Genomic DNA, 13261 nt, shown 5'->3' on the forward strand with positions numbered 1-13261 from the left:
TGACATTTGCCCCAAAAGTTGCAAAAATTTAAGAGTATAGGTTCGGCGTCTGTTTATTTTTATAATCAGCCGCCGTTCCGCGCGCATTGTTTTAAGCGCGGAAAAGATTTGTAAAAAATATAATTTTGAGACGGGAATTAAGTCCCCAAATGGATACATACACAATGAATAGAATCAAAAGTTTATTCCGGGTTTTATCGGGCCGGACGGTGCTTCGCGCCGTTTTGGCTTTGTTGTTAGTCGCGGCTTGCTCGCCGCTGTTTGCCCAACGCGCCGACGTAAGAAAGGCGGGGGTATATTATCAAAATGCAGCCAATACAGATGCGCAGCGCTATTGTGATTGGGGAAACTCGCTTACCACCGAGCGCAGTTTCGTAACGACTCCAAACCCAACCTCCAACCAAAACACTACGGACCCGTGGGTCAGTTCGGCCTTGATTGAATATGACCAGCCCTACCCGTCTGCCGTTGCAAACAACAATTACCCGAACCATTGTTTGGCCTTGTGTATGCAGGTTGTCTGCACCAATAGACCAATGTCTCAGGCTACTTATTCTATTGCATTTCCGTTGCAAAATGTAACTTTTGATATTGTCAAATATTATAATGGCAAAAACATTAAAGATGCGGAAGGCACCCCGGCCATCCGCTCTATTGATTTGTATCCGGATACCAACAGCACCAAATGCGGTTCCTATCACTGCATTGGTTCCAGCGGGGGCAACCCTTGTTCCAGTGCCCAGTATTCTTGTACTGGGAATTTGGCTTGCAGTGCTAAATCTTCTACGGATGCCGCTTGCAAATGGAATAGTGGTAGTGCCAGTTGCACAAAGTTGGACACGAAAGCAACGGGTCATGTTGTGACGGTTAATGTTACGAGTGCTAATGCAGAAAGCATTTGCGGTACCTATGGTGAAAACTGTATGGTATTTAATAACGATGGGGCCGAAGATGGCGACCCTATCACGTTCTGCGCCGCGTGGGACGGCTCTTATGAAATTGCTGGCGAATTTGGTAAGTCCAACGGGGACTTTGCCTTCCGCGCCACTGTGGCTACGGACTTCCCCGGCGATAACGTAGCCGTAGATAAAATTGAATTTAACTCCACGATTGCCTACCCCGGCGAAAACCAAATCCCGATACAGGTGGACGTAACCAACGTACATACCGTGCGCAGTACGCCTACCGTAGTGGGGGATATTACCGCTGTGCCGGCCCAGCCGTACACCTTTGCTTACCGTTTGAGCAAAGATGCGGATGTCCGTATCGCTATTTTGGATGCTTCCAATAGCGACGCTACCAATTATGGTGCCAGCAACACGGCAGATCCCATTACTGGCAATAAACAAATCGTCCGCACCTTGGTGGATTGGCAGCCGCGCGTGGGCGAAGGTATGAAAGGGGTGGAAAGCGATAAGCAAATCGTAGAGTCCGATTCGTGGGACGGCCGCAACGACAGCGGTATGCTCCTGCCTGCGGGCAACTACATTGCGGCTATCCAAGCCAAAACGCAGGACGAATGGCCGGGGATTGATTTCTCCCGCGCCGTTACGCGCCAAGTTTCATTGGATCCCTTGAAATTAACGGATATCACCGTTACGGGCCTTAACAAAAAATCCACCGCGTACGCTTCTATTAATTATGTGCCGACGGAAGCCTCTAAGGTGTATTGGAATATTTACACGCCTGGAACCACCTTTGACGGTACTACCTCCGGCACGAATACGATTAACACCAACTCTTCCCAGCCTACTGGCACGGCTCCGGCGCTTGTAGCCAATACCGGGACCTTGGTGTACAGTTCTGCCGAAGACCGCACCAGCCGTATGAACTTTACCTCTAAATGGGACGGTCTGTGCGGCGTAAAAGATGGTTGTGAGCGCACCTATGCCAAGGGCGAAAAAATGTCCACCGGCGAAACTTGCGGTGAGAATACCTGCACCGAACATTTTGCTAATGGTTCCCCAATGCCGGACGGTAACTATGTATATGTGCTGTGGGCGGAAATCCCGTACAACGGCTGCTATTACAACGCCTTAGGCGGTTCTGGTACGCCGAGTTTTACGGCGGGCGCGGCTTGTACGGCTAATGCGGCTAACAACCATAAACAATTTACGGGCGTAAAGACGCTTAGTTATTACACGGGCCAGGTGGCTATTGAACGCGGCTTTGTGGACATCACTATCCAGCCGGTCAGTTATTCCACTGTGGGTTCCAGCCCGACCGCTTACGGTTTGGACCCGTTCATCTTTAAATATTCTATCGTGCGCGAAGCCAATGTGGTAGCCAAAGTTACCAACTCGGCGGGCGTGGACGTGAAATACTTAACGCCCAAAACGGGTATCACGCAGGTTGCCCAGCAGATGAATACGCTGTCTTGGGACGGTCGCGACGACCAGGGCCGTATGGTAACCCCCGGTACCTATATGTTTGTGGTGGAAAGCAAGGACGCTATGTTCCCCGCGGTAACTAATAAAGCCTCTGCCGTGTTCCCGGTGGATATGTACCGCTTAGTGGACGTGGCCACGACCGACGTGTATGGCGACAGCGACGCCAAGGCCACCATTTCCTATATGTTGTCCAAGGCTATGAACGTACAAATCAACATCTATAATAAAGATGTCGTCATCCCGGCCTACAACACCAAAGGCGGTGATTACAGCGACTTTGTGGTAAATGCCTCTTACTGGGCGACGGGTTACGCCGCCAACTTGGCGAGTGTGCCCGTGTACGAAACGGGTGTAACCACAGCGTATGCTACCTTGACGAATTTATCCGTCGGTACGAATACCACCCTCACGGGTTCGGCTAACCCCTATACCCGCGATACGGTAACGGTGGTGGAAAACCCGAACTATGTGGCGGGTTCCACGGTTACGACGGAACTCCAATACTATGTAACCTTGAAGCGCGAAATCGGTACGCTTTCCACGGGTGTAAACTCTTGGCCGCCCCGTATTTGTAACAAAACGACGGATGCCAATGTATTTACAAATGGTTATGTGGACCCGGCAAAAGTGGCGGCGCAAGATACGAAATGTATCTATGTAAACGACACCACCTTTACCAACTACCCGGCCGATGCCCAAGCGGCGGCCTCGGGCGTGGTGGACGTGCGCTTGCAGCCGGTTAAAACCTTTGACCGCACCTCTACCAAGACGGGCGACGGAATTATGATTACTGAGGAGTGGGATGCGGTATCCTTCTACAACCCGACCTCTACCCAACAGCCCGGCGCGTGCAAAGGCGCTACGAATTTGAAGGACTGCCCGTATGAAACGGTGCCGGACGGACAATATCCGTTCTTTATCTCGGCCCGCTCCAACGAACCGTTTGACCGCTATTATGCGGAATCCGGCGAAAATGATGCGGACGGTAACGCTTATATCGTTGGCGCTCCGTTCAAAACGCCGAACGAAGTAAAACGGGAAGATTTCTGGTACGCTACGGATAAAGTATCCAGCAAAATCAACATTACCCGCGGCTCGGTGTATTTCTTGGACGGCTCTACGGCTGTCTATCCCAATGCGCCGCAGTTGTTCAACGCCTCTACGGGCCCGGTGTTTATCCCACCGTACGAAATTGATTTCTCCGTTTCCCGCGCGGCAACGGTAGAGGTAGCCATTGTGGCCTTGAAGCCCAATATGTGCTACGATACCACTGGTAAGTTGACCTCGCGCAACGCCGCCGCCGGAGCGGTATGCAAATACCTCTCCACGATGACGATTGCCAATACGGGCAACTTTGACCCCAACACCGTGCGCAAAGTGTATTGGGACGGTACGGATAACAACGGTATTTACGTCAAGCCGGGCATCTATGAAGTCCACTTGATTGCCAAAAACTACCCGGACCCGAACCTGTACCAGGAAACGGTTAAGGTCATCCGCTTGAACGCCGACTTGTTAAAAGTGTTTGACTTGTTGGAAGCGGACGGCTATGCGCTCAACCAGCGCAATACCGATATGAAGATTGGCTACCAAATCTCTGTGCCGATGAAGGTGGCTATCCAAATCTTCAAACCCGGTACCACGATTTACGATTACCAAAAGGGTACCTTGCGTAACCCCACCACGGGTACGGAAGTGAAAGATATCCACGAAGTGTTGGTAAAAGCCATTGTGGGTATCCGCCCCGCCACCACGCTTATTGAAGAAGTGTGGGACGGCCGCGACTATGCCCAGCAGGAAGTGCCGGACGGTACTTATCCGTTCCGCTTCGTAACGGCGCTTAACACCGCCGATATTGACAGCGTAACCGGCGAAATTTTGGGTGCGGACGACACCTCCGCCGATGCCGCCAAGTGGAGCATTGAAAAAGTGGCCGATACATACCAGTATCAAAACTTGCACAAGGCCACGGTGGCCATTGGCGACGGGCGCTTCGTATGCGAAGACTGGGAAAAGACGGTTTTCTTCTACCCGAACCCGCTGCGCGTAGCCAGCAAAGGTACGCTGGAAATTACCAAAATGCCGGTGCCCGGTACGGTATCTATTAAATACTTCAACCTGGCGGGCGACTTGGTGCGCGACAGCAACTATACCTGCGTGGACGCCAACAACTACCAGGTAACGATGGGCAGCAGTTTGCAGTTCAACCCGGATAATACGCCGGAAGGCTCTGTAAAACTGGATAACGACGGCTTGGATGCGTTCCCCAACATCCGCAACGCGGCTCTGCGCTGCAAGTGGGATAGAACCAACCAGCACGGCAAAAAGGTGGCCCGCGGCGTGTACTTCGGCCTCGTGGATTTTAGAGCCCAGAACGGCCGCGAACACTGCCAAAAAGTTGTAAAGATTTTGGTTCCGTAACCTAACAGCCCTTGGGGCCAACACCCCAAGGGCCTGCGGACTTTGCGCCGCTGGTGCCGTAAATATATAAAAGGGCCGGAGTACCCGGCAAAAACAGATTTATGAATATAAGAGTAAAAGTTTTAATCGCTTGTTTAACGGTCGGTCTTTTAAGCGCGGGCGCGCAGGCGGAATCTATCAGTTCCAATGCCGGTACCAGCGCCAGCGCGTTCTTAAAGATTGACGCCGGCTCCCCCAGAGCCCAGGCCTTAGGCAATGCCTATGTGTCTATTGCGGACGGCCCGGAAGCCTTGTTTTGGAACCCGGCGGGTGCCGCTTCGGCCACTACGCGCGAACTCCAATTTGCGTACTTGGATTATTTGCAGGGTTATAAAGCGCGTACCTTGGCTTATTTGCAGCCGATTGGCAAAACCATTATCGGCGTAACGCTGAACTATATGGATATGGACGGCTTTGATTTCCGTGGCGAACGTGGGGAATTACAGCCCGAAGTCGGCGTGCCGGTGCAGAACTTTGTGGGCGGTCTTTCTATTGCCCGCGGATTCTTTAACCAAAAACTCCAAATCGGCGGTACGGCCAAATATATTAGCGAAAAACTGGACACCGACCGCTATGATAACGTTGGCTTTGACGTGGGGGCCAAGTTGCGCCTCATCAATTGGTTGGGCCTTGGCGGTGCGCTCGTAAACATTGGCGATAAAGAAGAAATGCCGCGCGGTTTGCGTTTGGGCGCCGACTTAAATACCCGCTATTTTACCGTGTCCGGCGAATATATGAAATACCGCGACGATAAAGCCCGCTATGGTGTGGGGTTGGAAGTCCACATCCCCGAAGATTTGTTGCAGGTGGCCCGCTTTGATTTGCGCGTAGGTTATTATACCCGCACGAATACGGGCACCAACGAAAAGGACTCTTGGGTGGGCGATTTAGGCTTAGCCGAAACCTCCAAGGTGTCCTTCGGGTTCGGTATTTACAGTTCCGAATTGTTTGGTTATGGGGCGTCTATTGATTACGCCGTTACGCCGTTTGGCGCGCTGGGCACCTCGCAGCAGATTGCGTTGGCTATCCAGTTTTAATATATGAAAAACACCTATGAAAGAAAAACTTTTTTAAACAAAAAGGGCCAAACTGCGGTAGAATATATCGTAACGGCGGCCGGGCTTTTAACGGCTCTTATTTCTTTCTATGTGTTGTATTCCCATTTGGTGCCGCAGCAGTTTGACCAAGGGGCAAAAATAATTTTGTCGGATTATAGTGCAGATTAAATTTTAAAAAATCAGGAGGACGTTATATGAAGTTTATTATTGCTTTGCAAAACAAAATGGACGCCTTGAAAGCGCAGGCTTTGGGCTGCCTGAAAAAGAAGGAAGGCCAGAACACGATTGAATACGTATTGATGCTCGTCGTGGTCGTGGGCGTGGCCGGCTTGGCCGGTGTGCTCATTAAGAAATTTATGCCGGATTTGTTTGAACAGGTAAAAGGCAAAATCACCGGCAGTATGAGCGAAATGTAATTTGGAGCCGTATGAAACTTTTTCGTAGGAAGTGTGGACAGGTAACTGCGGAATTAATGCTGATTTTGCCAGTATTTATGCTACTGATTTTCTTTGTGCTTGAATACGGTAATATTGCATACCACACGATTATTATTAACCACGCTTCCTATGAATTTGCCCGTATCGGCTCGTTGGTGGCCGTAAAAAAGCCCAGCGGCAGACCCGACAGAACGGTCATCACGCAGAAGATAAACCATGCGAAAACGCAGGTCTTCGGCTCTGAGGCCGGACGGGTGGGGGTAAACGTAAAGGTGGAAACCACCGGCGTGGACCCCATGTACAGAAAGCACCGCCACGAGGACGTAATTGTAACGGTAACGTATCCCGTGCGGTTAATCTTCCCCGGTACCAGTTATATTCTGGCTACCGAACCGCGGCGCGAGGGGTTGCGCAAGATACAATCCGTTACCCGTATGCCGATTGAAAAAGCGTATTTAAGTTCGGATACGAAATAGATTTGACTTATTATTTTTTAAAGCAGTTTTAAGGAGACTAAATGAAAAAAGGAATTATGCTTCCATTGGTGGTAGCCATTTTGGCGGCCATTGTGTACGCGATGATTGTCAGCAGCGCGGAAAAGAAACTTAACGCATCTAAAAACATCCAACAGGTTTTTGTGCCGATCCGCGACATTAAAGAGCGCGAAGTAATCAAGCGCGACTATATTAAGCCCGTCCCCGTGCCGGCCGCTTACTTGCAGAAGGATGCTTTCACCTACTCCACGCCCGCCGATTTCAAATCTATTGAAAACGCCGTGGCGCGTATCCAAATCCCCAAAGGCAACCAGATTTCCAAGTATGCCGTAACCTCGCTGTCTCCCGAGGCCGGTCTGTCCAGCAAAATCCCGGTGCAAATGAGAGGCTTCGTGCTTACCAACGTGCCGATAGCCACCGCCAGTATGATTAAGCCGGATGATAATGTGGATATTTTGCTTACGTTTGAAGCCACGATGAAGAGCGGACAGCGCCAAACCGTAACGGTTACCTTGTTGCAGAACGTAAAGGTGTTGGGCGTCGGTTCCGACTTGGGCCAGGGATTAGATGCTAAATCCGCCAGCGCAATGAAGAGCAAAGAGGACGACGCCGCGGCTTACTCCGACCAGACGGCTTTGTCTTTGTCGCTTTCCCCGCGCGACGCGCAGTATTTGGCGTTGGCACTCGCCCAGTCTGACGGGGCCGTAACGGTCATCTTGCGTTCGCACGGCGACGTAACGAACTACTTGATGGAAGTAGCCACCTTTGAAAAATTATTTCAATAAATAGGACAAACCAATGATGAATAAAAAGTTTATCTCAAAAGTTTTTCTGGCCGTCTTGCTTTTAGGTGTGCTGTTGCCGTCTGGCGCGTTTGCCAAACAAACGCGGCTGGTGGCGGTCAGCGCCGATGTGGTAGAAATTAGCGGTACGATGCAGAGCGTAAAGGGGTTCTCTTGGAACCAACTCTTTGACTTTGAAGAAGCCGCTATCCCCGGTGTGCTGTCCTTGGGCGAATTTGAACGCAAAACGGCGGTTGCTACCCGCCTGCGCTTAATGGAAACCGAAGGCCGCGCCCAGGTGCTTTCCAACCCAAAGATTGTAACGTCTTCCGGCAACGCCGCCAAAATCAACGTAGGCGGTAAGATCCCGATACCGGTGGTGAACAACCAGGGCGTCGGCTCCCAGTTGGAAGAATACGGTATTTTGCTTAACGTTTTGCCTACCATTTTGCCGGAACGCAACAACCTGATTGACTTGCAGGTTCAGTTGGAGGTTTCCACGGTGGACTATTCCAGAACGGTGGTAATCGGTACAGCTACGGCCCCTTCTTTTACGAACCGCAATGTGGAAACCCACGTGGAAATTAACAGCGGCGAAACCTTGGTTATCGGCGGATTGAAGAACAGTTCCCGCAACGTGTCCGAGGATCGCGTGCCGTTCTTGGGCAGGATCCCGCTTATCGGCTTACTCTTTAAGAACAAAGACGTAACCGAAGAGCAACGCTCGCTCTTCTTGTTTATCACGGTTGAAATTGTGGAATAGTTTTTATGGCAGAAGAACAAGACACCCCTAAAAATGAAGCAAAAATTATCGCGTTTGCCGGGCCTAAGGAAGGCGCCGGCAAAACCACGCTGGTACTGAACTTGGCCCTTGGCTGGGCGGGTATTCAAAAGCGTCCGGTGCTGATTGTCCCGCTGGACCCCTTGGCCCGTCAGGAGCATAGTTTCTATTTGGATATCAAAAAACCGGTCAGCGTGTCCGATATTTTGCAAACGCTGGGCAATACCTCTATCGCTGTGGTGGGGGGATTATTGCGCGGTAAAATTTCTATGTCCCAATGGGGCGTGGGCGTGCTGCCGCTGGGCAATACGCGTGCGCAGGTGTCTGCCATCAGCCCGAAGATTTTAATCCCTATTTTATCCCGTTTGTCGCAAACCTTTGATATCTTCTTGGATGTGGAATCCAGTTTCCCGATGCAGGCGTTCTCGTTTGATATTGCCGACAAGATTTTTTGGGTGTCGCAAGCCACGCGCACGCACTTAAATTCCACCGTCCAACTTTTTAACGATTATAAAGAACAGCATTATCCTTTGGACCGCGTGAGCATTATCTGCAACGCCTACGATATGCCCGGTTCTATTCCCTACGAAGAGGTGGAACGCTTTTACTCCTCCCTCGGGCGCGAAATGGACGTGTTTTTGCCGTGGGATGAGGACGTAATGGCTACGGCCAACCGCAAGGAAGTGGAAATTATCACCAACCCACAATCCGAGTGGGTAAAGGGCTTGCGCTTGGTATTGGCCAAAATCCGCGATTTAAAACCGGCCCCTAAGGATTGGGTGGCGTCGGTGTCCGACGAAGAATTTGCCCAAGCCTCCAAGGAAATTTGGAGCCCGGTACTGTTTGACGACGGCAAAACCACCACGGCGGAAAGCCACGTGGCCGAGCCGGAAGAAGAAGCCGGAAAGACTAAATTGTCTTTCTGGGACGATTTAAAACAAAAAATCCATAAAGAAGTGGTGCACACGCTGGAAATTGAACACATCGTCGTCAGCGACGAAAGTTCCGCCAGCGCGCAGACCCGCAAACGTGTGGCCGCGATTGTAGATGATATTTTGCAAAAACAGCCCAACTTGCAGTTCTCTCGCGACCAGCGCACGCGCTTCTCTTCGGAACTCTTGGACGAAATTTTGGGCTTGGGGCCGCTGGAAGTGTTAATGCGCGACCCGGCCGTAACCGAAATTATGGTCAACGCCTTTGATAAGATTTTTATTGAACAAAAAGGTAAGTTGACCTTAACCAAATACAAATTCCGCAATAACGAGCAGGTCGTGCAGGTTATCAAACGTATCGTGGCTCCGTTGGGCCGCCGTATTGACGAATCTGTGCCGCTCGTGGACGCCCGTTTGAAGGACGGTTCCCGTGTAAACGCTATTATTGCGCCGCTGGCCGTTTCCGGCCCGACGCTGACAATCCGCCGCTTCTCGCAAAAGCCCTTCGGACCCGAAGATTACTACCGCTTCGGCACGATTAGCCCGGAGTGTATGGCGTTTATTGAAAAATGCGTCCGCATCCGCAAAAACATTATTGTCTGCGGCGGTACGGGTACCGGTAAAACTACCTTTTTGAACGCCATTTCCGGTTATATTTCCCATAACGAACGTATCATCACCGTAGAAGATACCGCGGAACTCCGTTTGCAGCAGCCGCACTGGGTATCCTTGGAAAGCCGTCCGCCAAACGTGGAAGGCAAGGGTGCTATTACGATTCAGGATTTGGTAAAAAACTGCTTGCGTATGCGTCCTGACCGCATTGTGGTCGGGGAGTGCCGCGGCGGCGAAGCGTTGGATATGTTGCAGGCGATGAACACGGGCCACGAAGGTTCTTTGACCACGATTCACGCCAACACGCCGCGCGACGGTGTGTCCCGCTTGGAAGCAATGTGTATGCAGACGGGCGCCGATTTGCCGATTTATGTAATCCGCGAAATGATTGCCTCCGCCGTCAACCTGATTGTCCAGTTGTCGCGTTTTTCGGACGGTTCCAGAAAGGTAACCTATATTACCGAAATGCACGGACAAAAGGATAACGAAATCCAATCCACCGACCTGTTCCGCTATGTGCAGACGGGCGTGGACGAAAACGGCAAGGTACAGGGCGTTTTCGCGCCGACAGGCGAACTGCCGACGTTCTTTGGCGATTTTGCCGCCAAAGGCCAGCCGGTGGATAAGGAAATCTTTTTAAAGAACGCCGTGCCCGTGGGCCCGGACGGAGACCCGGACTTAAATGCCGTACACCGCTTGCAGGCGCAAATGGCGGCCGGAAAGCAAACTCCGCCTCCGCCGCCGGCTGCTCCGGTTAAGGCATAAAAATTTTAGTTAAAAGAACAAGGATTATGACGAAGAAAATTCAAGTGTTGTGTTTGGCCCTTATGTTGCTGTCGTTTTTGTTGGCGCCTGCTGGTGTGTTTGCCCGCGCGCTTAATAAAAACGACCGCGCGCGCATCCAATGCGCCCAGGAAAAAATGCGCATTATGGCGGAATTTTTTGACGTCAGCCTGCCCGCCGATAAAAAGGTATATAAACTGCCGGACCAGTGCGGTGCGGCGGCGGGTAAAGTGGTGCAAATGCCCAAGTGGTTCGCTTCCGAACTGGCGCGTATGGATAAAAACAAAGTTATCTATGTGCCCAACGAAGGAACATATAGCGAGGTGGACTTGTGGCGCCAGGCGTTTTCCAATGTGTATTATTTCTTGGACCGCGCCGATAAATCCTTGGACCCCACACAGCCCGTGGTGCTGGATCAACTGTCCCGCGGGTTCGTCAGCGACCGTATCCGCTTGGTGGCCGCCTTGGACCGTTTGAATAAAGATTTGCTGCGCGGCAAACAGCCCCTTATTATGAAGGACAGTATGGAAGGCCGCGCGCGCTCTATGCTTTCTACGCTGGAACTGATGAACAGCGAATTTTTCAGCACGATTGAATCTTTTTCCAGTCCACTTTCCCAGCGTGAAAACAAATACCGCCAGTCCGTTATCGGCGTAGTGGTGCTGTCCAATCACTTGTTTTCCCAATTCTTTGCGGCGCCTATTCCGGCCTATCCGCCCAAACCTGATATTTACAAAACGACTGCCGCGGAACGCTTTATCAATTTGATTATGCTCTTGTTGGGATCGGCGTTGGCCGGGTTTGCGGTCTATTTATTGTTAGACGGCAAAAAGGAAACCATTGCCAAATTAGTGGCCGATTACCGCCAAAAAAGCGTGGCGTGGGCCGAGGATTTTAACCGCCAGTTCGTAACCATTGATATCAAATACATTGTGTTTGGTACGGTGGGCGTATTTGCGCTGTTTGGGCTGTTCTTGGGCTTAATGGTGGGCGGCTTCTTTGGCGTGTTTGTCTTTTTAATGGTCGTGCTGTTGGGGGCGTTTGTCAGTATCCGTATGCCGGCGGCCGTGTTGGACGCGCTTAAAAAGAGCCGCGGCAAACGCGTGAACAAACAGTTAATGGACTCGCTTATTTTGCTTTCTAACTCCTTGCGCTCCGGTATGGATATTGTGCAGGGGTTTGAACTCGTGTCCAAGGATATGCTCCCGCCGATTGCCGACGAGTTCGGCTTGGTGGTAAAAAATTACCAGTTGGGTACTCCCTTTGAAAAAGCCTTGGACGGCCTTTCCGACCGCGTGGAAAGCCGTATGCTTTCGTATATTATCAAGGCTATTATTATCCAGCGCCAGGTCGGTGGTAACTTAACGGTTATTTTCGCCCGCTTGGTGGAAAACATCCGCGAAGAAAGCAAACTGGAAGAAAAATTGCAGGCGATGACCGCCCAGCAGAAAATCCAGTCCATCGTGGTCAGCATTATGCCGTTTGTGATGATGCTGGTAATGTTTATCTTCAACCCGACGCAAATGATTTCGTTCTACACCAGCCCGGTGGGGATGTTTGTGTTCTTATTCTGCGTCATTTGGATTGGTATCGGTATGAAGGTACTTAAAAAAATGGGAGAAGTGCGGGTATAATTATGAACAGTTTAGCGTTTACGTTAGGGCTCAATTTACTGTTGGCGGTGGGGATGTTTGCCGTTTTCTTGACGATTTTCGGCTTGCTGGCCCCTAAACCTAAAAAAGAGGAAATCGTGGACGTGGCGGTCCGCCGCTTTAAATCCACTTCCAGTTTTGCACGTTTAAAACCGGAAGAGAAAATTATGGACCGCTTGGCGGTGTTCTGCCTGCATAACTTCCACTTGGAAAAGAGTTTGGAAGAGTTGCATATGCAACTGGGCAGCCCCGATAACCCGCAGCCCGTGGATATTTTATATACTAAAATTATCGCTTCTTTGGCTATTCCGGCGGCGATGATGCTTTTGTTTCAGGCCATTTGGCCCGTTTTCTTGGTGCCGCTGTGCTTTATGGTGCCGGACGTGCTCATTAAAAGCAAAATCCAAAAGCGTCAGGCGGAAATTCTGGGCAACTTCTCCACGACGGTGGACTTGGCGGCCCTGATTATTGAATCCGGTCTAGACTATTTGACCGCCTTTGAAAGAATTATCAAAATTGCCAAAGAAAAAACGATTTTGGAAGAGGAACTGGAAAAAACGATTAACGAAATTAAACTGGGTTATTCCCGCAGGGAAGCGTTGGAACGCTTTTCCGCGCGTACCGGGGTGGCCGAAGTGCGCTCTCTGGTCAGTTTGATTATCCAGTCCGATGAACTCGGTACCAGTTTGGTGGATTTGTTGCGTAACTTCTCGTCTGACTTGCGCTCCCGCCGTTTGAGTCGCGCCGAAAAGTTGGCCGCGCAGGCGTCCACCAAAATGTTGTTTCCGCTGTTTATGTTCATTTTCCCGACGATTTTTATTTTAATTTTAGCCCCGATGATTAGCGGTTTGGTCAGCGGCGGCGCAGGTTTTTAGAGGAT

At 50.9% G+C, this 13261-nt stretch carries 10 protein-coding genes; all 10 read left to right on the top strand.

What is annotated here, in order from left to right; all coding sequences use genetic code 11:
• Positions 1–164 precede the first annotated feature (164 nt).
• The 10 genes from B2118_RS05680 (at position 165) to B2118_RS05725 (ending at position 13256) form a co-directional block, all read left to right on the top strand.
• Positions 165–4811: a hypothetical protein gene (locus B2118_RS05680; RefSeq protein WP_428054014.1), complete on the top strand. Its 4647-nt coding sequence runs from the start codon at positions 165–167 to the stop codon at positions 4809–4811.
• 101 nt (positions 4812–4912) lie between these two features.
• On the top strand, positions 4913–5887 hold the full coding sequence (locus tag B2118_RS05685) for a hypothetical protein (RefSeq protein ID WP_428054016.1): 975 nt from the start codon (positions 4913–4915) through the stop codon (positions 5885–5887).
• Positions 5888–5890: 3 nt separating this feature from the next.
• Positions 5891–6076: a hypothetical protein gene (locus B2118_RS05690; protein ID WP_428054018.1), complete on the top strand. Its 186-nt coding sequence runs from the start codon at positions 5891–5893 to the stop codon at positions 6074–6076.
• 26 nt (positions 6077–6102) lie between these two features.
• A complete protein-coding gene (locus B2118_RS05695; protein WP_428054020.1) occupies positions 6103–6324 on the top strand; it encodes a hypothetical protein in 222 nt (73 codons plus the stop codon).
• A gap of 11 nt (positions 6325–6335) precedes the next feature.
• Positions 6336–6821: a TadE family protein gene (locus B2118_RS05700; RefSeq protein ID WP_428054022.1), complete on the top strand. Its 486-nt coding sequence runs from the start codon at positions 6336–6338 to the stop codon at positions 6819–6821.
• Positions 6822–6862: 41 nt separating this feature from the next.
• Positions 6863–7624 (top strand): Flp pilus assembly protein CpaB, encoded by a 762-nt coding sequence (gene cpaB, locus B2118_RS05705; protein WP_428054024.1) that lies wholly within the window; start codon positions 6863–6865, stop codon positions 7622–7624.
• Positions 7625–7637: 13 nt separating this feature from the next.
• The gene (locus B2118_RS05710) at positions 7638–8384 is read left to right on the top strand and encodes a hypothetical protein (RefSeq protein ID WP_428054026.1); all 747 of its coding nucleotides are present in this window, start codon (positions 7638–7640) and stop codon (positions 8382–8384) included.
• 5 nt (positions 8385–8389) lie between these two features.
• Positions 8390–10711 carry an ATPase, T2SS/T4P/T4SS family gene (locus B2118_RS05715; RefSeq protein ID WP_428054028.1) on the top strand — a complete coding sequence of 774 codons (2322 nt, stop codon included), beginning with the start codon at positions 8390–8392 and terminating at the stop codon, positions 10709–10711.
• A 26-nt stretch (positions 10712–10737) separates the two neighbouring features.
• Positions 10738–12363 (top strand): type II secretion system F family protein, encoded by a 1626-nt coding sequence (locus B2118_RS05720; protein ID WP_428054030.1) that lies wholly within the window; start codon positions 10738–10740, stop codon positions 12361–12363.
• A gap of 2 nt (positions 12364–12365) precedes the next feature.
• The gene (locus tag B2118_RS05725) at positions 12366–13256 is read left to right on the top strand and encodes a type II secretion system F family protein (protein ID WP_428054032.1); all 891 of its coding nucleotides are present in this window, start codon (positions 12366–12368) and stop codon (positions 13254–13256) included.
• The last annotated feature ends 5 nt before the right edge of the window (positions 13257–13261 follow it).

This window comes from Candidatus Avelusimicrobium stercoris, from assembly GCF_002437085.1.
Lineage (GTDB): Bacteria > Elusimicrobiota > Elusimicrobia > Elusimicrobiales > Elusimicrobiaceae > Avelusimicrobium > Avelusimicrobium stercoris.

Bases quoted from the DNA above. Each gene is read 5' to 3' on its own strand.
- B2118_RS05680 (WP_428054014.1), top strand. From the start codon at position 165: ATGAATAGAATCAAAAGTTTATTCCGGGTTTTATCGGGCCGGACGGTG.
- B2118_RS05685 (WP_428054016.1), top strand. From the start codon at position 4,913: ATGAATATAAGAGTAAAAGTTTTAATCGCTTGTTTAACGGTCGGTCTT.
- B2118_RS05690 (WP_428054018.1), top strand. From the start codon at position 5,891: ATGAAAAACACCTATGAAAGAAAAACTTTTTTAAACAAAAAGGGCCAA.
- B2118_RS05695 (WP_428054020.1), top strand. From the start codon at position 6,103: ATGAAGTTTATTATTGCTTTGCAAAACAAAATGGACGCCTTGAAAGCG.
- B2118_RS05700 (WP_428054022.1), top strand. From the start codon at position 6,336: ATGAAACTTTTTCGTAGGAAGTGTGGACAGGTAACTGCGGAATTAATG.
- cpaB (WP_428054024.1), top strand. From the start codon at position 6,863: ATGAAAAAAGGAATTATGCTTCCATTGGTGGTAGCCATTTTGGCGGCC.
- B2118_RS05710 (WP_428054026.1), top strand. From the start codon at position 7,638: ATGATGAATAAAAAGTTTATCTCAAAAGTTTTTCTGGCCGTCTTGCTT.
- B2118_RS05715 (WP_428054028.1), top strand. From the start codon at position 8,390: ATGGCAGAAGAACAAGACACCCCTAAAAATGAAGCAAAAATTATCGCG.
- B2118_RS05720 (WP_428054030.1), top strand. From the start codon at position 10,738: ATGACGAAGAAAATTCAAGTGTTGTGTTTGGCCCTTATGTTGCTGTCG.
- B2118_RS05725 (WP_428054032.1), top strand. From the start codon at position 12,366: ATGAACAGTTTAGCGTTTACGTTAGGGCTCAATTTACTGTTGGCGGTG.